This window comes from Rhizorhabdus wittichii, assembly GCF_017607425.1.
GTDB classification, from domain to species: domain Bacteria; phylum Pseudomonadota; class Alphaproteobacteria; order Sphingomonadales; family Sphingomonadaceae; genus Rhizorhabdus; species Rhizorhabdus wittichii.
On record NZ_CP059319.1, the window covers coordinates 4,243,762 to 4,261,479 of the forward strand.

At 69.0% G+C, this 17,718-nt stretch carries 17 protein-coding genes, 1 tRNA gene and 1 pseudogene; 5 read left to right on the forward strand and 14 right to left on the reverse strand.

The annotated features are described in order from the left end of the window. Positions 1 to 26: 26 nt before the first annotated feature. The gene (locus tag HRJ34_RS20380; protein ID WP_208632244.1) at positions 27 to 2,330 is read left to right on the forward strand and encodes a glycosyltransferase family 4 protein; all 2,304 of its coding nucleotides are present in this window, start codon (positions 27 to 29) and stop codon (positions 2,328 to 2,330) included. A 52-nt stretch (positions 2,331 to 2,382) separates the two neighbouring features. Further along, entirely contained in the window at positions 2,383 to 3,669 is a 1,287-nt protein-coding gene (locus HRJ34_RS20385; RefSeq protein ID WP_208634402.1) for a glycoside hydrolase family 130 protein, read from the forward strand. A 67-nt stretch (positions 3,670 to 3,736) separates the two neighbouring features. On the opposite strand, the gene HRJ34_RS20390 is transcribed toward HRJ34_RS20385, so the two are convergent. The 4 genes and pseudogenes from HRJ34_RS20390 to HRJ34_RS20405 form a co-directional block, all read right to left on the reverse strand. Then, positions 3,737 to 6,430, reverse strand: a complete 2,694-nt coding sequence (locus tag HRJ34_RS20390; protein WP_208632245.1) for a TonB-dependent receptor domain-containing protein — start codon at positions 6,428 to 6,430, stop codon at positions 3,737 to 3,739. A 78-nt stretch (positions 6,431 to 6,508) separates the two neighbouring features. Next, positions 6,509 to 8,025, reverse strand: a pseudogene (locus HRJ34_RS20395) (hypothetical protein). Between the two features lie 125 nt (positions 8,026 to 8,150). Beyond that, on the reverse strand, positions 8,151 to 8,789 hold the full coding sequence (locus tag HRJ34_RS20400; RefSeq protein WP_029995373.1) for a prolyl hydroxylase family protein: 639 nt from the start codon (positions 8,787 to 8,789) through the stop codon (positions 8,151 to 8,153). A 93-nt stretch (positions 8,790 to 8,882) separates the two neighbouring features. Beyond that, on the reverse strand, positions 8,883 to 9,392 hold the full coding sequence (locus HRJ34_RS20405; protein WP_012048783.1) for a winged helix-turn-helix transcriptional regulator: 510 nt from the start codon (positions 9,390 to 9,392) through the stop codon (positions 8,883 to 8,885). Between the two features lie 75 nt (positions 9,393 to 9,467). Between HRJ34_RS20405 and HRJ34_RS20410 the strand changes: the two genes are divergently transcribed. Both HRJ34_RS20410 and HRJ34_RS20415 read left to right on the forward strand, forming a co-directional pair. Then, positions 9,468 to 10,112: a dihydrofolate reductase family protein gene (locus tag HRJ34_RS20410; protein WP_226948870.1), complete on the forward strand. Its 645-nt coding sequence runs from the start codon at positions 9,468 to 9,470 to the stop codon at positions 10,110 to 10,112. Positions 10,113 to 10,131: 19 nt separating this feature from the next. Further along, entirely contained in the window at positions 10,132 to 10,779 is a 648-nt protein-coding gene (locus tag HRJ34_RS20415; RefSeq protein WP_450088464.1) for a glutathione S-transferase family protein, read from the forward strand. Positions 10,780 to 10,794: 15 nt separating this feature from the next. Here the strand turns inward: HRJ34_RS20415 and HRJ34_RS20420 are convergent, their stop codons facing one another. Further along, positions 10,795 to 11,175, reverse strand: coding sequence for a hypothetical protein (locus HRJ34_RS20420; RefSeq protein ID WP_012048780.1), 381 nt, complete (start codon positions 11,173 to 11,175; stop codon positions 10,795 to 10,797). A 92-nt stretch (positions 11,176 to 11,267) separates the two neighbouring features. Here HRJ34_RS20420 and HRJ34_RS20425 point away from each other — a divergent pair, with 92 nt between their 5' ends. Next, entirely contained in the window at positions 11,268 to 12,269 is a 1,002-nt protein-coding gene (locus HRJ34_RS20425; RefSeq protein ID WP_208632248.1) for an adenosine kinase, read from the forward strand. A gap of 57 nt (positions 12,270 to 12,326) precedes the next feature. Here HRJ34_RS20425 and HRJ34_RS20430 read toward each other — a convergent pair whose 3' ends face one another. From HRJ34_RS20430 to HRJ34_RS20470, 9 genes are all read right to left on the reverse strand, one after another. Continuing rightward, the gene (locus HRJ34_RS20430) at positions 12,327 to 13,850 is read right to left on the reverse strand and encodes an amino acid permease (RefSeq protein ID WP_012048778.1); all 1,524 of its coding nucleotides are present in this window, start codon (positions 13,848 to 13,850) and stop codon (positions 12,327 to 12,329) included. 123 nt (positions 13,851 to 13,973) lie between these two features. Further along, positions 13,974 to 14,351 carry a histidine triad nucleotide-binding protein gene (locus HRJ34_RS20435; RefSeq protein ID WP_208632249.1) on the reverse strand — a complete coding sequence of 126 codons (378 nt, stop codon included), beginning with the start codon at positions 14,349 to 14,351 and terminating at the stop codon, positions 13,974 to 13,976. A gap of 43 nt (positions 14,352 to 14,394) precedes the next feature. Continuing rightward, the gene (locus tag HRJ34_RS20440) at positions 14,395 to 14,724 is read right to left on the reverse strand and encodes a phosphoribosyl-ATP diphosphatase (RefSeq protein WP_226948871.1); all 330 of its coding nucleotides are present in this window, start codon (positions 14,722 to 14,724) and stop codon (positions 14,395 to 14,397) included. A 147-nt stretch (positions 14,725 to 14,871) separates the two neighbouring features. Next, entirely contained in the window at positions 14,872 to 15,096 is a 225-nt protein-coding gene (locus HRJ34_RS20445) for a hypothetical protein (RefSeq protein WP_208632250.1), read from the reverse strand. Positions 15,097 to 15,327: 231 nt separating this feature from the next. Beyond that, the gene (gene rplA / locus HRJ34_RS20450; protein ID WP_012048775.1) at positions 15,328 to 16,026 is read right to left on the reverse strand and encodes a 50S ribosomal protein L1; all 699 of its coding nucleotides are present in this window, start codon (positions 16,024 to 16,026) and stop codon (positions 15,328 to 15,330) included. A 4-nt stretch (positions 16,027 to 16,030) separates the two neighbouring features. Then, complete coding sequence (gene rplK, locus HRJ34_RS20455) at positions 16,031 to 16,462, reverse strand: 50S ribosomal protein L11 (protein WP_012048774.1); 432 nt, start codon at positions 16,460 to 16,462, stop codon at positions 16,031 to 16,033. 214 nt (positions 16,463 to 16,676) lie between these two features. Next, the gene (gene nusG, locus HRJ34_RS20460; RefSeq protein WP_012048773.1) at positions 16,677 to 17,216 is read right to left on the reverse strand and encodes a transcription termination/antitermination protein NusG; all 540 of its coding nucleotides are present in this window, start codon (positions 17,214 to 17,216) and stop codon (positions 16,677 to 16,679) included. A 21-nt stretch (positions 17,217 to 17,237) separates the two neighbouring features. Further along, on the reverse strand, positions 17,238 to 17,435 hold the full coding sequence (gene secE, locus HRJ34_RS20465; RefSeq protein ID WP_012048772.1) for a preprotein translocase subunit SecE: 198 nt from the start codon (positions 17,433 to 17,435) through the stop codon (positions 17,238 to 17,240). 142 nt (positions 17,436 to 17,577) lie between these two features. Further along, positions 17,578 to 17,653 (reverse strand) — tRNA-Trp (locus tag HRJ34_RS20470). Positions 17,654 to 17,718 lie beyond the last annotated feature (65 nt).

Genomic DNA, 17,718 nt, shown 5'->3' on the forward strand with positions numbered 1-17,718 from the left:
CGCTGGACAAGGGAGCGCCGCGCGGCATGCAGGACCCGATTCGTTCCATCTTCGAGGCCCCCGCAGGGGATCGGCCGCCCGCGCCCCGGATTCGCCATATCGCCGTCGTCGGCAACGCCCTGCCGCGCCGCTGCGGGCTCGCCACCTTCACCTCGCACGTCATCGACGCGCTGCGCGCGCGCTTCCCCGCGCTGCTGGTGGATCATTATGCGATGGATGACGGGTCGGGGGTCGCCTATCCCGCCCCTGTTCGCACCATCGCCGCCGACGATCCCGCCGCCTATCGGCTCGCGGCCGGGCTGATCGAGGCGAGCGGCGCGCAGGCGATCTGGCTCCAGCACGAATTCGGCATCTTCGGCGGCGAGGGCGGGCGCCATGTCCTCGACCTCGTCGAGCGGTCGACCCTGCCGATCGTCGCGACGCTGCACACCGTCCTCGAACATCCCTCCCCGGCCGAGCGTGCTCCGTTCGAGGCGCTGCTGCGGCGCGCCTCCCACCTGATCGTGATGGCCGAGCGCGGCCGCCGCATCCTGCAGGAGGTCTATGGCGTCGCGGCCGACCGGATCGCCGTCATCCCGCATGGCGTGCCCGACCGCGCCCATGCCGATCCCGAAGCGGCGAAGGCCCGGCTCGGCCTCGCCGGGCGCAGGATCGTGATGACCTTCGGCCTGCTCGCGCCCGACAAGGGCATCGACGTGATGATCGAGGCGATGCCGGCGATCGCCGCCGCCCATCCCGATTGCTGCTATCTCGTGATCGGCGCGACCCACCCCAATCTCGTCCGCGAGCAGGGCGAGGCGCTGCGCGAGGCGTTGACGGCGCGGGCGGAGGCGCTCGGCATCGCCGGCCATGTCCGCTTCGTCGACGCCTTCCTCGAACAGCAGGCGCTGCTCGACCGGCTCGAGGCCTGCGACGTCTATGTCACGCCCTATCTCAACATGGCGCAGATCACCTCGGGGACGCTGTCCTATGCGATCGGGCTCGGCAAGCCGGTGGTCTCGACCCCCTATCTCCACGCCGCCGAGATCCTCGCCGACGGGCATGGCGTGCTGGTCCCGCCGCGCGACGCGGGGGCGCTCGCCGCGGCGGTCAGCGGCCTGCTGCGCGACGACGAGGCTCGCGACGCGCTGGCGCGGCGCGCCTATGCGCTGGGCCGCGAGCTGCTCTGGCCCAGGGCGGTCGAGCGCGCGATGGGCCTGATCGCCGCGGCCGTCGAGGAGCGGCCGCGCGCCGGCCCGCTCGCGGTCAGGCCGGCGCGCCCGCCGCTCCACCTCGGCGCGCTGCTGCGGATGACCGACGGGACCGGCCTGCTCCAGCACGGCATCCATGGCATTCCCGATCGCAACCATGGCTATTGCATCGACGACAATGCCCGCGCGCTGATCCTGATGTGCCGGATCGAGGGCGGCGACCGCGCGCTGATCGACCGGCTTGCCGCGACCTATGCCGCCTTCGTCCACCATGGCTGGAACCCCGAGCGCGGCCGCTTCCGCAACTTCATGGGCTATGACCGCCGCTGGTGCGAGGAGGTGGGGTCGGAGGACAGCAACGGCCGCACGCTGTGGGCGCTCGGCTCCGCCGCCGCCCGTGGCGCCGATCCCGGCCTGCGCGGCTGGGCGGCGGCACTGTTCGACGAGGCGCTGCCGCTCGCCGGGGAGCTCGTGTCGCCGCGCGCCCGCGCCTTCGCGGCGCTCGGCGCGGCGGAGCGGCTCGCCGCCGATCCCGGCCACGCGCCGTCGCGCGCCGTCCTGCGCGACGTGGTCGATGGGCTGATGGCCCTGTTGGCCACGGCGCGGCAGCCCGGCTGGACCTGGTTCGAGGCGGTGCTCGCCTATGACAATGCCCGCCTGCCCGAGGCGCTGCTGCGCGCGGGGGCGGCGCTCGGCGACCAGGCGGCGATCGACGCGGGGCTGGAGACGCTGGCCTGGATCTGCGGCGTCCAGCGTGGGCCCGGCGGCGGCTTCCGTCCGGTCGGCACCGACAGCTTCCACCGGCCCTATGCGTCGCCGTTGCCCTATGACCAGCAACCGCTGGAGGCGCAGGCGACGATCGACGCCTGCCTCGCGGCGCTCGCGGCGACCGGGGACGGGCAATGGGCGGAGTGCGCGCGCAACGCCCATGGCTGGTTCACCGGCGACAACGACCTCGGCCTGTCGCTCGCGCAGGCAGGCGACGGCGGCTGCTTCGACGGGCTGATGCCGCACGGGATCAATCGCAACCAGGGTGCCGAATCGATCCTGGCGCTGCAACTCGCCAATCTCGCCATGGCCTCGCTTTCCCCGATGCTTTCCGCGAATCTGGGCGCTAGAAAGACCCGTGACGCCGCCTGAACCCCTCAGGGCGGCGGTGGCGTCGGTCCGGTCCCAATATCTGTGGGAGCCCATGCTCGCGGCCTATAATCATCCGCTCCGCCTGTCCGCCGATGCGTCGCGGGTCGTGGTGCGCCCCTTCCACCTCGCCTGGCAGGCCAATGGCGCCGAACCCGGCCGCGCCCAGCGGCTCGTCCGCGCGGTGCTCGACCTGGACGCGGCGGAGACGCGCTGGCAGCTCGACCTCGTCCTCGCCGATTTCGAGGCGCGCCACTGGCAGACGCGGCGGGTGTTCGAGACCCGCTTCGACCAGATCCGCACCCTGCTCGATCTCGACCCGACCGACGTCGGCGAGGAGAAGCGGCAGCTCATCGGCGCCTATTTCTGCCACGAATACAGCTATGCCGCCGCCGCGCTGATGAACCCCAGCGTGGTGCCGCATCCCGACCAGAGCGGGCTGTCCCCCTCGACGCTGCGCATCCTGATGTCGCTGCGCGCGGTGGGGGAGGGGCATATCAGCTCGGTCGCTTTCCGCGAGGGGCTGATCTCCGCCGGTTGCGAGCTGACGCTGGCGCCCGAGCCGCCCTTCGCCACCGCCGCCGACGCGCCCGACGCTGACGGCATCTACGATCTCGACGGCCCGACCACGGTCTATCGCCATCCCGACAGCACCCTGTCGGGCACGGTGATCTTCCCGATCACCCCGGCCCAGCGCAACGGGCTGGAGGATCTGCGGCTGACGCTGTTCACCCATGACGACGGCAGCCGCGAATATATCGGCACCTACACCGCCTATTCGGGGCGCGAGATCCAGTCGGAGCTGATGCGCACCCGCGATTTCCGGGCGATCGACCTGGTGCCGATGCGGGGGGCGGCGGCGCGCAACAAGGGCATGGCGCTGTTCCCGCGCAAGATCGGCGGCCATTACATGATGATCGGCCGGCAGGACGGGCAGAACCTGTTCCTGCTGGCGTCGGACCGGGTCGACCAGTGGGAGGACGGCGATCTGCTGCTCACGCCGGCCTATCCGTGGGAACTGGTCCAGATCGGCAATTGCGGCCCGCCGATCGAGCTCGACGAGGGCTGGCTGCTGCTCACCCACGGCGTCGGGGCGATGCGCAAATATGCGATCGGCGCGGTCCTGCTCGACAAGGACGATCCGTCGAAGCTGCTCGGGCGGACCGTCGAGCCGATCCTCGCCGCGCACGACCAGGACCGCGAGGGCTATGTGCCCAACGTCGTCTATACCTGCGGCGCGCTGCGCCATGGCGATCATCTGTTCCTGCCCTATGGCGTCGCCGACAGCTCGGTCGCCTTCGCCTTCGTGCCGATCGCCGAGCTGCTGGCGAAGATGTCCTGACCAACGGCGAGGGCGCGGAACCCCGGTCCCGCGCCCCCTTGCTGTCGTCCGATCGGATATGGTCCGATCAGAAGTTCGCGGTCAGGCCCAGCGAGAAGCTGCGGCCGACCTTGTAGCGGTTCAGGTAGATGGTGTTCGAACCGGTCTTCTGGAACTCCTTGTAGGGGGTTCCGGTCAGGTTGCGCGCCTCGAGCTTCAGCTCCATGTCGGTGCCGAGCAGCTTGAAGCCCTGGCGGCCGACCAGGTCGAGCCGGAAGCCCGGCTTCTCGACGATGTCGGGCTGGCGCAGCGTGCCCTGGATCGGGCCGCGGTTGGTCACGCGGTCGCTTGCATAGTTGAGCAGCATCGTGATCTGCGACAGGCGCTCGGTATCCTCGAAGCTGAGCTGGAGGTTGGCGATGTGGTCCGACTGGCCGGTCAGCGGCGCGCCGTCGCGGAACAGCGTGTTGGCGGCGACCGGCGACAGGTCCGGCCCGATCACGATCGAGTCGTCGACCTTCAGCTTCGACTTGGTCCAGGTGTAGTTGGCGATCATCACCAGCCGCTTGCTGGCGAAGAACTCGCCGCCGAGGCCGTCGAGCGGGAAGTGCTTCTCGGCCTCGATCTCGGCGCCGTAGAGCTGCGCCTCGGGCGCGTTGGCGAAGCCGGTGCGGAGCACGCCGCCGCCCGCGAAGAAGGCCGACGCCTCGATCGGATTGTCGATCTTCTTGTAGAAGCCCGCCAGCGACAGCCGCTGGTTGCGGTCGAAATACCACTCCCAGCGCGCCTCGGCATTGTACAGCTTCGAATCGGTCAGGAACGGGTTGCCGGTGAACTGGCGATCGCTCTCGAAGTCCTGGTAGATCTGGCGCGCCAGCTCGCGGAACTGCGGACGGGCGACGGTCTTCGATCCGGCGATGCGGACCTGCATGTCGTCGTTGAAATTATAGGTCAGCGTCAGCGCCGGCAGGAAATAGCTCTTCGAGATGTTGGTGCCCGATCCGGCGTCGGGGGTGACGGTCTGCTTCGCGTCCTCGTAGCGGACGCCGCCCTGGATGCGCAGGCCGTCGCCCAGCTCGATCTCCGCCTGGCCGTAGCCCGCATGGATCACGAGATCCGCGTCATAGGCGCGCGACCCTTCGGCGCCCGACACGTCGCGGAGCTGGATGTTGTAGGTGTAGATATTATAGTCGGACAGCAGGAAGTCCGGCCGCTCCTGCGCGACGCCCTGGTTCAGCGCGCCCGTCGGGCGGAAGAACTGGAACTGGTAGCGCTCGGACGACCGCTTCGTCTTGTTATAGGCATAGCCGGCGGTCAGCGTGCCCTTGAGCGCGCCGTCGAGCGTGTAGCCGATGTCGGCGCTGCCCGCGTAGACATCCTCGTTGAGGTCGCTGAAGGCGATGTCGGCCGACTGGCCGGCCGACGTCAGGTTGTTGACGTAGTCGCCGACGACCGGGCTGTAATTATAGCTGAAGCTGCGCTCATAGGGGCTCTCGCGCTGCGAATTGGCATAGGTGCCGCGCAGGTCGATGCTGAGCTTGTCGAAGCGCAGCTCGGCGACGCCCTGGGTGTCGATCAGCTGGCGCTCGAACCAGTAGGTGTTCTGCTTGAGCAGCGACGGCGGCAGGGTCGCGTCCTGGTCCTCGACGCTGCGGTTGTAGCCGGCCGACAGGCGGCCCTGCTTGACGGTGTCGCGGATGAACAGGTTGGTCCAGCGGAACTTGTGATCGTTCACCTCGGCGCCGAGGCCGAGCAGGCCGTTCACCGTGACGTGGTTGTCGGTGATGACGGTCTGGAACTGGGTCTGCGGGATGCCGGCCAGGTCCGGGTCGATCGACGACTGCTGGAGCACGTCGCGGGTCCGCCAGCTGTTGCTGTAGCCGAAGGCGGCGAGGACGCCGACCCGGCCGCTGTCGGTGTCGAACGAGGTGCCGCCGGTCAGGTCGGCCGAGAAATTGGCCGGGATGTTGCGGTTGCGCTGGAGCAGCGCGGTGTCCGCATTGTTCAGGCTGGCGGCGAAGCCCTGCAGGTCCTGCGCGCTGTAGGTCGCGCCCTGGACGATCGGGGTGGTGCCCGAATTCCTGATCGCGGACTTCAGCCCCTTGGGGATGTCGCGGGTGCCGTCGTCGAAGCCGAACCAGTCATAGTCCGACCCGTAATAGGTATAGCCGAGATTGCCGGTCGTCTCGCTGTCGCCGGCGATCGATCCGCCGATCGACAGGAAGGTCTCGGTCGGGATCGCCTTGGTCGTCAGGTTGATCACGCCGCCGCCGAACTCGCCCGGATAATTGGCCGAATAGCTCTTCTGGACGAGCGAGGAGGCGAGGATGCTGGTCGGGAACAGGTCGAGCGGGACGACGCGCTTGAGCGGCTCGGGGCTCGGCAGCGGCGAGCCGTTGAGCAGCGCCAGCGAGTAGCGGTCGCCGAGGCCGCGGACATAGACGAAGCCGTTGCCGACCACCGACAGGCCGGTGACGCGCTGGAGCGCGCCGGCGATGTCGCCGTCGCCGGTGCGGGCGATGTCGGCCGAGGAGAGCACCGAGACGACCTGCGGGGTCGCGCGGACGACGTTCTGCTGGCGGCGGCCGGTGACGACGATGTCGCGGGCCGAGGGCGCGCCGAGCGTCGAGATCTCGACCTGCTCCTCGCCCTTGTCGGCGGACGACCGGTCGGCGGGCTGGTCGGCGGGAGCCGGCGCGGCGGCCTGCGCGAGCAGCGCGGCCGGCGACATCAGCGCCGTCGAAAGCAGGAGGATGCGCCCGAAGGCGAGAGGGTTGTTCATGATGGGTCCCCGTTCAAATGTGCGAACGGGCGGCGAGCGCTTCCGCGACCGCCGCCCGTATCGTCGTTCAAGCGCCGGTCAGTTCGGGATCGCGGTGCAGGCCCCGCTGGTGCTGCCGAACGACGCGGTCGAGGAGTTGCAGGTCCAGCCCGCATACCAGGTGTCGGTCGCGTCCCGCACCGCGCCGATATAGGACGTGGTGACGAAGAAGCTGCCGAGCGTCTTGGCGTCGAAGGCCGGCACGGCGGCTTCGTTGGCGCCGTTGATGTAGGTGCCGGTCAGCGACGAGGTGAAGCTCGGCTTGTTGTTGCTGCCGGCGGTGAAGATCGTCTGGACCGCCGCCTCGTTGCCGTCGGCGCGATAATTGCCGCCCGAGCAGGCGAGCGCGACCGAGTTGAACACCGGCGGGCCGACGTCGTCGAGGCTGCTGTTGGCCGCGCGGGTCGTGGTGGTGCCGGTCTCGTCGATGTCGAGGCAGGCGCCGGTGCCGGTCACCACGCCGTTGACCATCGTATAGTCGGTGCCGCCGCGCAGCAGCATGACGTTGCCGCCCTGGACGGTCGAGCGCTGGACGAAGGTGAAGTTGGCGAGGCGGGTGTTCTGGCGCGGGGTGGCGTCCTCGTTGCCGTTCGAGTCGGCTTCGATCATCGAGTCGCCGTTCGAGCCGTCGCGCTGCACGCCGATCACGAACTGGATGAAGCCCTTGTAGCCGAGGTCGGTGTCGAGCGCGTCGTCGTCGGCGCCGGTGATCACCAGATATTTCAGGTTGGCGCGGCCGCCGAAGATCTCGATGCCGTCGTCCGAGCTGTTGTGGATCTGGATGTGGTCGAGGGTGGTGCCGCTGCCGACGCCGCCCAGGGTCAGGCCCTGCAGCTCGTTGCCGGGCGCGATCGCGAAGCCCGAATAGCGGATCTGGACATATTGCAGCGTGCCGCTGTTGTCGGTCGCCTCGGCGCCGCCGTAGAGCGAGCTGGTGGTGCCTTCGATGACCTGCTGGCACTGGGCCGAGCCGCCGGTGACCGCGGTGTTGCAATCCGAGATCGGCGCGCGGCCGAGCAGGATGATGCCGCCCCACAGGCCCTGGCTGCTGTCGGTCGCGGAGCCGACGACGTTGTCGCGGGCGGTGAAGACGATCGGCGAGGTCGCGGTGCCGATCGCGTTCAGGCGCGAGCCGCGGTTGACGACCAGATAGTCGTTGCCCGACGAGGCGAAGACGGTGACGCCCGGCTGGACGGTGAGGGTGACGCGCTGGCCGCCCGCGGCCGCGCCGTCGCCGCCGATGTCGGTGCCGACATTGACCGGGCCGGAGAGCGAGTAGACCACGCCCGGCAGCTTCTGCAGCGTATAGTCGGCGCTGATGCGGCCCGAGATTTCGCAGTTACGGAAGGCCGAGGTGACGGTGCCGCGGTCGATCGTGCCGGTCGGGCAGCTCGCGGCGGCCTGGCCCGGGGTCGGGGTTGAACGCCGGGGTGCCGAAGCCGCCGCCCTTGATGCCGCGAATGGTGCCTTCACCCGGCAAGGACGTCGTCGGCGCCGCCGCAGGCGGTGACCGCCAGCGCGCAGCCGAGCATCAGGATGGTGCGGAACTTGTTCATGATGGCCCCTTTGCTGGACGAGGGGGCGCCCGACTCTCGGCCACGCCCTTCGGAACCCGCTCCTAGAGAGGCTGGATGGCGGCTCGATTACGCCGACATGACAGTTCGGAGACAGTGGGGCGGGCTTAGCCCCGTTCGGGCCAGGGCCGTTCGCGATACCATTTGGTGATGACGTATTTGGCGCCCTTGCGGACCTTCATCCCGCAATGCAACGTCGCCTCGTTGGGCCGGCCCGACCGGTCGATATTGGCCCAGGCCACCAGTTTTCCGCGCTCGGGCGGGATGATCTTGTCGAGCCGGCGGAAGCGGGTGGCGCCGCCGGCGGCGGGTTCGTTGAGATAGATCATCGCCGTCCAGCTCCGCTGGCCGGTCTCGCCGCAATGGGCGAGATAGTCGAAGCCGGTCGGCTCGAAAGTGTCGGTATGGTCGCGGAACTCGTCGCCGACGTCATATTTCTGGCCCTGGATCGGCTCCCCGAGTCGCGGGTCGATGCCCAGCGCGTCGGCGATCCGCGCGTCGATCGCCTGCGCCAGCGCGTCGCGCGGGTCGAGGTCGCAGGTCTTGCTGGTGCGGAAATAGGCGATGCCCTGGTCGTCGGCGATCGTCGAGGGCCGGTTGTCGCGGTCGATCAGCGCGACCAGCTCGGCGCAGGTCTCCGCCGGCAGGAAGTCGCGGATCATGAACAGCTCGGCCTTGGCGCTGGGCAGCTTTTGTGCGCCGCGGGACTTGAGATGCTCGGCGACGGAGGAGATCAGGTCGGTCATGGCGACCGCCTGCCTAGCGCGAATGGGGCGGGGCAGGCCATGGGGCGCGTCATCGTCCTGCAACATGATCGCTGCGGAACCGACCCAATTCCGTCAGCCGCCCCGGCGCGCCAGTTCCGCCTCATAGGCGGCGCGCAGCCGGGGAAGGACCGGATCGTGTCCGGCGGGCAGCGGCACCCCGAGGTGCAGGTGGCGCAGCTCGGCCATGAAATCGGCGACCAGCGCCGGCCCGCCTTCCTCCATGAGCTGCTGGCGGATCGCCAGCTCGGGCGTGGTCGGCAGATGGCGGCGGCCCCAGGCGCCCATCTGGACGAGCAGCGGCAGCAGCTCGATCCCCTTGTCGGTCAGGCTGTAGACCGCCTTCTGCTTGTGGGTCGGATCGTCCTGCCTCGACAGCACCCCGAGGGCGACGAGGCGCTTCAGCCGGTCGGCGAGAATGTTGGAGGCGATGCCCTCCTCCGACTGGCCGAGCAGTTCGCGGAAATGGCGGCGGTTGCCGAACATCATGTCGCGGATGACGATCAGGCTCCAGCGGTCGCCGAGCACTTCGAGCGTCAGGTTGATCGGGCAGCCGGAGCGGCCGGGAAGTCGTTCCGTCGTCATGACCGCTTGCAAAGTACAATCGGTTGAAATAGGACGCAACTGCTTGCAGATTGAAAGCGGTTCAGGAGAGTCATGATGAGCAAGGTTCGCGCGGCGGGCTTTTCGATCTCGCTCGACGGTTTCGGCGCCGGCCCCGGCCAGAGCCTCGCCGACCCGCTGGGGCATCGCGGCACCGAGCTGCACCAATGGTATTTCGCGACGCGCAGCTTCCGGGCGATGATCGGCGAGGAGGGCGGCGACACCGACGGCGTCGACGCGGTCCATGCCCGCCGCGCGATGGAGGGGTTCGGCGCGCACATCCTCGGCCGCAACATGTTCGGGCCGGTGCGCGGCCCCTGGAACGGCGACGAATGGACGGGCTGGTGGGGCGACGAACCGCCGTTCCATGCGCCGACCTTCATCCTCACCCACCACCGGCGCGACCCGCTGGTGATGGCGGGCGGCACCGTCTTCCACTTCGTCACCGACGGGATCGGCGCGGCGCTGGAGCAGGCGAAGGCGGCGGCCGGCGATCGCGACGTCAAGATCGGCGGCGGCGTGTCGACGCTGCGCCAATATCTGGCCGCGGGGCTGGTCGACGAGCTGCATCTCGCGGTGGCGCCGGTGCTGCTCGGCCGCGGCGAGGCGCTGTTCGCGGGGCTCGACCTTCCCGCGCTCGGCTATAGGGTGCTCTCCAGCGAAGCCGGCGAGGCCGCCCGGCATGTCATCATCGGCCGATGAACGGAAAGGCAGCGCGACCATGACGATCCAGCTCTACGCCCATCCCTTCTCCTCCTACTGCCAGAAGGCCAAGACCGCGCTCTACGAGAAGGGCATCGCCTTCGAGGAGAAGATGCTCGACGGCAGCGAGCCGAACGCGGGCGAGTTCGCCGCGCTCTGGCCGGTCGGCAAATTCCCGGTGGCGGTCGACGACGGCCAACTGGTGTTCGAGGCGACCGGCATCATCGAACATGTCGAGGCGCGCTTTCCCGATGCGCCGCGCCTGATCCCCGCCGATCCGCTGGCGGCGGCCGAGGTGCGGATGTGGGACCGCTTCTTCGACAATTATGTCGCCTATCCGCAGCAGCGCCTGGTCTACATCGCGATCGGCCGCGAGCATGACGACGGCGGCGACCGCTGGCGCGCCGCGCTCGACACCGCCTATGCGCTGCTCGACGAGCGGATGCGCGACCGCGAGTGGGTGGCGGGCGACTTCGGCCTCGCCGACTGCTCGGCGGCGCCGCAACTGCTCTATGCCGACTGGAGCCACGCGATCCCCGAGACATATGCGGCGCTGCGCGCCTATCGCGCGCGGCTGCTCGCCCGGCCGAGCTACGCCCGCGCGCTCGACGAGGCGCGGCCTTACCGCCACTTCTTCCCGCTCGGCGCGCCCGAGGGCCGGGACTGATCGGGAAGATATGGCTTAACGCGCTTCCTTCCGCCGGCTGAGCGCGGCGATGCAGGAGGCGCGGTCGATGTCCTCGCCGGTCGGCAGGCGGGCGTCGACATGGGTGACGACCGGCTCGCGGCCCGGCCCCGGCGGATAGAGATAGGCGTCGAGCACGCAGACGCCGCTGGCATATTGCAGCTTGCGCGCCGGCTCCTCGCGGACATCCTGGTCGGGGACGCCGAACAGGCTGATCAGCGCACGGGCGTCCTTGCCCAGCACCCGGTCGAGCCCGGCCTCGGCCCGCACCGGCGGCGGCGGGGCCGAGACGACGGGGACATGGCCGGTCGGCCCGCAGGCGGCGAGCAGCGCGGCGGGGGCGAGGGGCAGGAGGCGGGCGGATCGCAACAGGGTCATGCCGCCCCGCACAGCATCATATCGGGCCGGGCGCAAGCGCCGGGCGGCGGACCGCTTGGCGGCGGCGACGGCTTTCGCTAGGAGCCGGGCGCATGATTCCCCCCCGCTACGACGTCGTCGCGATCGGCAACGCGCTGGTCGACGTGCTGTGCCACAAGGACGACGGCTTCGTCGCGGCGCAGGGGCTGATGCGCGGGCTGATGCAGCCGATCGCCCCCGACCGCGCGGTGCTGCTGCACGCGGCGATGGGGCAGTGCGAGGAGGTGTGCGGGGGCTCCGCCGCCAACACGATGGCGGCGCTCGCCCGGCTCGGGCTGCGGCTCGCCTTCGTCGGCCAGGTCGGCGCCGACCGGCTCGGCCGGCTGTTCGCGGACGACATGGCCGCCGGCGGCATCGCCTTCCCGCTGCCGCCGATCGACCGGCCGACCGGACGCTGCCTGATCATCGTCAGCCCCGACGGCCACCGGACGATGAACACCGCGATCGGCGCGTCCGAATATCTGCCGGCGGCGGCGTTCGACGGGGCGATCGCGGCGGAGGCGGCGATCCTCTACGTCGAAGGCTATATGTGGCGGACCGACGAGCCGCGCGCCGCCGCCCGCGCCGCGATCGAGACCGCCCGCGCGCACGGCCGGCGCACCGCCTTCACCTTGTCCTCCGAATATTGCGTCCAGCAGCATCATGACGATTTCGTCGCGCTGCTCGACGCGGGGCTGGTCGACATCCTGTTCGCCAATGAGGGCGAGCTGGCCGAGCTCAGCGGCCGCGCCGATTTCGAGGCCGGCGTCGCCTGGGCGGCGGCGCGGGTGCCGCTGCTGATCGCGACGCGCGGGCCCGACGGGGCGATCGGCGTGGAGGGCGGGCGGCGCTGCGAGGCGCCCGCCGAGCCGTTCGGGGCGATCGTCGACACGACCGGCGCGGGCGACCTGTTCGCCGCCGGGGTGCTGGCCGGCCTCGCGCAGGGCCGCGACCTGCCGGTGGCGCTGCGCATGGGATCGATCGCCGCCGGGCGGATCATCGCGCTGACCGGGCCGCGCCTGCCCGAGGGCGAGGACCTCGCCGCGCTGATCGAGGATCGGCTCCGCGTCCCCTGACAAAGAAAGAGCCCGGCTTTCGCCGGGCTCGATCCATCGGTCCTGGCGTGTTGCCGATCACTCGATCGGCGGCACCGGCTGCGGCGGCGCGTCGGGATCGGTCTCGTGCGTCTCGACGATGCCCCGGCCGAGGTTGCTCTTCCGATAGCCGTACAGGAAATAGACGATCAGCCCGACCGCCGCCCAGCTGAAGAACAGCGTGATCGTGTAGCGCGACAGGCTGAAGAACAGGTAGATGCAGCCGATCGTCGCGATCGGGGCGACGAGCGCCACCGCCGGGGTGCGGAAGGGGCGGCTGCGGTTCGGATCGGTCCGGCGCAGCACCAGCACCGCGATCGACACCGCGGCGAAGGCGAACAGCGTGCCCGAATTGGAGATGTCGGCGAGCGCGCCCACCGGGAACAGCGCGGCGAAGATCGCCACGAAGATACCGGTCATGACCGTAACGACATGCGGCGTCTTGAAGCGCGGATGGATGCGCGAGAAGACGCCCGGCAGCAGGCCGTCGCGGCTCATCACGAAGAAGATGCGGGTCTGGCCGAACATCATCATCAGGATGACCGAGGGAAGGGCGAGGCCGGCGGCGAGGCCGAGCAGGTTGCCGATCTCCTTGTAGCCGATCTCGCGCAGGGTCCAGGCCAGCGCCTCCTTCGAGCAGACGACCTTGGCGTCGCCGATCGCCGAGCAGGCCTGCGCCAGCGCGGGCGAGCCGGTGGGGATGGCGGCGCCCGAGGCGTCGAGCATCGGCTGGGCGCCGACGCCGCCGATCACGCCGGCGGCGACGAGCATGTAGAAGACGGTGCAGATGCCGAGCGAGCCGATCAGGCCGATCGGCATGTTGCGCTGGGGATTCTTGGTCTCCTCGGCGGCGGTCGAGACCGCGTCGAAGCCGACATAGGCGAAGAAGATCGATGCCGCCGCCGCCGAGATACCGGCGAAGCCGAGCGGGGCGAAGGGATCGAAATTGTTCATGTTCATCACCGGCAGCGCCAGCACCACGAACAGCGACAGCGCGGCGACCTTGATGCCGACCAGCACGGCGTTGACGGTGGCGCTCTCCTTGGTGCCGAGCACCAGCAGCCAGGTGACGAGCAGCGCGATGATCGCGGCGGGGATGTTGACGATGCCGCCGTCGATCGGGCCGAGCACCAGTTCCTTGGGCACGGTTATCCCCGTCAACGACTGGAACAGGCCGACGACATAGCCCGACCATCCGACCGACACCGCGCCGGCGGCGATCGCATATTCGAGGACGAGAGCCCAGCCGACCATCCAGGCGACCAGTTCGCCCATCACGGCGTAGCTGTAGGTGTAGGCGGAGCCGGACACCGGCACCATCGCCGCCATCTCGGCATAGCAGAGCGCCGCGACCGCGCAGACGAAGCCGGCGATCACGAAGCTGAGCATCATGCCGGGGCCGGCCTTCTGCGCGGCTTCGGCGGTGAGAACGAAGATACCGGTTCCGATGATGCCGCCGATCCCCAGCATGGTGAGCTGGAACGGCCCTAGCGATCGGTGCAGCGACTTTTTCGCTGCTGTGGCGAGAATGGCGTCGAGAGGCTTAACACGCCCGAATATCATGCGGATGTCCCTTTCATGCCGGGCTTGTGCGCGCGGCCGGTCATGGGAGGGGGAGCCTAATCGCTAATTCCGCCGCGCGCAACAGAATTGCGCGAGGGCGGGCGGGACGGGTCTGCTCGCGGCTCAGCTCACCAGCATCGCGTGGAACTGCCGCCCGCCGAAGATGTGGACGTGGAGGTGCGGCACCTCCTGGTGGCCGTGGCCGCCGACATTGGCGAGCAGGCGATAGCCCGGCGCGGGCAGCCCCGCCTCGCGCGCGACATGGCCGACGGCGCGGACGAAGCCGGCGATCTCGGCGTCGCTCGCGCTGGCGGTGAAATCGTCCCACGACACGTAGCGGCCCTTGGGGATCACCAGCAGGTGGACCGGCGCCTGCGGGTTGATGTCGTGGAAGGCGAGCGCCCAGTCGTCCTCATAGACCTTCCGCGACGGCAGCTCGCCGCGCAGGATGCGGGCGAAGACATTGTCGTCGTCATAAGGCTGGGTCGCATCGATCGGCATCGTCTTCTCCAACTCCCAATTCGTCCGTCCCGTAAAGGGATGATCACCCCTTCGGCCGCGCCGCCTTCTCGGCGAGGCCCGACGTGCCTTCGCGGCGGTCGAGCTCGGCCAGCACGTCGGCGAAGGGCACCCCCGCCTCGGCCAGCAGCACCATCAGGTGGAACAGCAGGTCGGCGGCCTCGCCCGTCACCCCGCGACGGTCGCCGGCCATCGCCGCGATCACCGTCTCGACCGCCTCCTCGCCCAGCTTCTGGGCGATCTTGGGCATGCCCTTCGCGAACAGCGCGGCGACATAGGATGTGGAGGGATCCGGCGCGGCGCGCCGCGATGGTCGATCTGGCGGTCGAGGGTGCCGGTCATGCCGCCGCTTCAAGCGCGGCGAGGCGGCGAGGTCAATCGTCGAAAACGCGGATCGCCGAAAGAACCCCCGCCCGTCCATCTCCGCCGGGCGGGCGGGGAAGGGCGGGCGGGGCCGCATCACGCAAAACAACGCACGGGAACGAACGCAATGGAACGCAAGCTACTCGAACGTCACGCGCAACTCATGGCTCGCGGCGCCTGCGGCTCGCATGCGACCCACCAGCACCCCCGCGACCGCGACCAGGAACAGGACCAGCGCGCTCGGCTGCGGAACCTTCTGCAGCCACGCCGTCACCGTATCGAGTTGCGCCCAGGCGGAGAGGCGATCGCGGCGGCCATGCTCAACGCAAATACCCCCGGAATGCGGAACTGACCATCGGACCATCTCCCCGCCCTCGCCCCGGGCGAGAGGAATAACGGGTTGCCGGAAAGGTAAGCGCAATCGTGCCATTTGCCCGAAAGGCCCGTTTTCCAAGGTTCGGGCGTCGGGTGGCGCGGGCGGGCGGGGCAGGGATGTAAAGAAACCCGACAGGTCGGGCGGGCCGGACGCGGGCCACGAAAAAGGGGCCAGGATCGCTCCCGGCCCCTTTCGAAGGCGTGTCGTGCGGACCGGCGATCAGGCGCCGGCGACGTCCGCCACGTCGATCTTCACGCCCGGGCCCATGGTCGAGCTGACGGCGGCCTTCTTGAGGTACTTGCCCTTGGCGCCGGTCGGCTTCGCCTTGACGATCGCGTCGACGAACGCGTCGAAATTGGCGCGCAGGTCCTCGGCCGGGAAGCTCGCCTTGCCGATGCCCGAGTGGATGATGCCGGCCTTCTCGACGCGGAACTCCACCTGGCCGCCCTTGGCCGCCTTGACGGCTTCGGCGACGTTCATCGTCACGGTGCCGAGCTTCGGGTTCGGCATCAGGCCCTTCGGGCCCAGGATCTTGCCGAGGCGGCCGACCAGACCCATCATGTCCGGGGTCGCGATGCAGCGGTCGAAGTCGACCGTGCCGCCCTGGATCGTCTCGAGCAGGTCTTCGGCGCCGACGACCTCGGCACCGGCGGCCTTGGCTTCGTCGGCCTTGGCGCCGCGCGCGAACACGCCGACGCGGACGTCCTTGCCGGTGCCCTTGGGCAGGGTGACGACGCCGCGGACCATCTGGTCGGCGTGGCGCGGATCGACGCCCAGGTTCAGCGCGACCTCGATCGTCTCGTCGAACTTCGACGTGGCGTTCTGCTTGGCGAGGGCGATCGCCTCATCGACGCCGTACAGCTTCTGGCTGTCGACCGACGCGGCCTGGTTCTTCTGCTTCTTGCTCAGCTTGGCCATGGTCTCAGCCCTCCACCACTTCGAGGCCCATCGCGCGGGCCGAGCCTTCGATGATGCGGGTCGCCGACTCGATATCGTTGGCGTTGAGATCCTTCATCTTCACTTCGGCGATCTGGGCCAGCTGCGACCGCTTGATCTTGCCGGCGCTCGCCTTGCCCGGCTCCTTCGAGCCCGACTTCAGGTTGATCGCCTTCTTGATCAGATAGGTCGCCGGCGGGGTCTTGGTGACGAAGCTGAACGAACGGTCCGCATAGACGGTGATGATCGTCGGCAGCGGGGTGCCGACCTCGAAATCACCGGTCTGGGCGTTGAACGCCTTGCAGAAGTCCATGATGTTGACGCCGCGCTGACCGAGCGCGGGGCCGATCGGCGGCGACGGATTCGCCTTTCCAGCGGGCACCTGGAGCTTGATATAGCCCGTGATCTTCTTTGCCATGTTTCACTCTCTTCCAAGTTTAGCGGTCCATGCGAAGGCCGACGCCCTCTCCCGCAATGTTCGGCACCTGCAAGGCGCCTATTCCGGATCGCTCCGAAACTTTCCAAATCGTCATGCTGAACTTGTTTCAGCATCCACCCATCATCCGCACCGTCCGTGCGTGTGGCCCGGTGGATCCTGAAACAAGTTCAGGATGACGGCCCTGGTCAGGCCGTCACTTGACCCGCTCGACCTGCTCGAACTCGAGCTCGACCGGGGTCGCGCGGCCGAAGATCGACACCGACACCTTGACGCGGCTGCGGTCGAAGTCGAGCTCCTCGACGACGCCGTTGAAGCTGGCGAACGGACCGTCGAGCACCTTGACCTGGTCGCCGATCTCGTAATCGACCTTGAGCTTGGTCTTGGGCGCGGCGGCGGCGGCCTCCTCCTTGGTGTTGAGGATGCGCGCGGCCTCGGCCTCGCTGATCGGCTGCGGCTTGCCCGACGAACCGAGGAAGCCCGTCACCTTCGGCGTGTTCTTCACCAGGTGGTAGACGTCGTCGTTCATGCTGAGCTTCGCCAGCACATAGCCGGGGAAGAATTTGCGGTCCGACGTGATCTTCTTGCCGCGCCGGACTTCGGTGACCTTCTCGGTGGGGACCTCGACGGCCTCGACGAGCTGCTCCAGGCCCAGGCGCGCGGCATCGGCCAGGATCGCTTCCCGGACCTTGTTCTCGAAGCCCGAATAGGCGTGAATGATGTACCAGCGCGCCATGAACGCCAACGTCTCCGTCTTTTAGCCCAGGAGGGACAGCAGGAACTTCACGATCGACGCGAACATCTGATCGATCCCGAAGAAGAACAGGCCCAGCAGCAGGGTCATGATGCCGACCATGATCGTGGTCGCGATCGTTTCCTTGCGGCTCGGCCAGACGACCTTCCGGGTCTCGGCCTTGACCTGGTTGATGAACTCAACGGGTGAAGTCTTCGCCACGTCCTCAGCCTATCCTGCCGGGTCCGACCCGGAAACCACGCAAACAACGACACGAGGCCGCGGTCCGCTCTTCGGCCTTTCGGCCGGCGGACCTGACCTCGTCTCGTTTCCCGACCCCAGCGGCCTTCCGGCCATCGTCAGATGGCAGGAGTGGAGGGACTCGAACCCCCGGCCCTCGGTTTTGGAGACCGATGCTCTACCAACTGAGCTACACTCCTCCGGGTCCGAGAGGCGGGCACATAGCGGTGGGGGCGTGCAAGCGCAAGGGGTTGCGGGATGGCGG

Coding starts and splice junctions, on each gene's coding strand:
- HRJ34_RS20380 (WP_208632244.1), top strand. CDS start 27: ATGCAGGACCCGATTCGTTCCATCTTCGAGGCCCCCGCAGGGGATCGG.
- HRJ34_RS20385 (WP_208634402.1), top strand. CDS start 2,383: ATGCTCGCGGCCTATAATCATCCGCTCCGCCTGTCCGCCGATGCGTCG.
- HRJ34_RS20390 (WP_208632245.1), bottom strand. CDS start 6,430: ATGAACAACCCTCTCGCCTTCGGGCGCATCCTCCTGCTTTCGACGGCG.
- HRJ34_RS20400 (WP_029995373.1), bottom strand. CDS start 8,789: ATGACCGACCTGATCTCCTCCGTCGCCGAGCATCTCAAGTCCCGCGGC.
- HRJ34_RS20405 (WP_012048783.1), bottom strand. CDS start 9,392: ATGACGACGGAACGACTTCCCGGCCGCTCCGGCTGCCCGATCAACCTG.
- HRJ34_RS20410 (WP_226948870.1), top strand. CDS start 9,468: ATGAGCAAGGTTCGCGCGGCGGGCTTTTCGATCTCGCTCGACGGTTTC.
- HRJ34_RS20415 (WP_450088464.1), top strand. CDS start 10,132: ATGACGATCCAGCTCTACGCCCATCCCTTCTCCTCCTACTGCCAGAAG.
- HRJ34_RS20420 (WP_012048780.1), bottom strand. CDS start 11,175: ATGACCCTGTTGCGATCCGCCCGCCTCCTGCCCCTCGCCCCCGCCGCG.
- HRJ34_RS20425 (WP_208632248.1), top strand. CDS start 11,268: ATGATTCCCCCCCGCTACGACGTCGTCGCGATCGGCAACGCGCTGGTC.
- HRJ34_RS20430 (WP_012048778.1), bottom strand. CDS start 13,850: ATGATATTCGGGCGTGTTAAGCCTCTCGACGCCATTCTCGCCACAGCA.
- HRJ34_RS20435 (WP_208632249.1), bottom strand. CDS start 14,351: ATGCCGATCGATGCGACCCAGCCTTATGACGACGACAATGTCTTCGCC.
- HRJ34_RS20445 (WP_208632250.1), bottom strand. CDS start 15,096: ATGGTCCGATGGTCAGTTCCGCATTCCGGGGGTATTTGCGTTGAGCAT.
- rplA (WP_012048775.1), bottom strand. CDS start 16,026: ATGGCCAAGCTGAGCAAGAAGCAGAAGAACCAGGCCGCGTCGGTCGAC.
- rplK (WP_012048774.1), bottom strand. CDS start 16,462: ATGGCAAAGAAGATCACGGGCTATATCAAGCTCCAGGTGCCCGCTGGA.
- nusG (WP_012048773.1), bottom strand. CDS start 17,216: ATGGCGCGCTGGTACATCATTCACGCCTATTCGGGCTTCGAGAACAAG.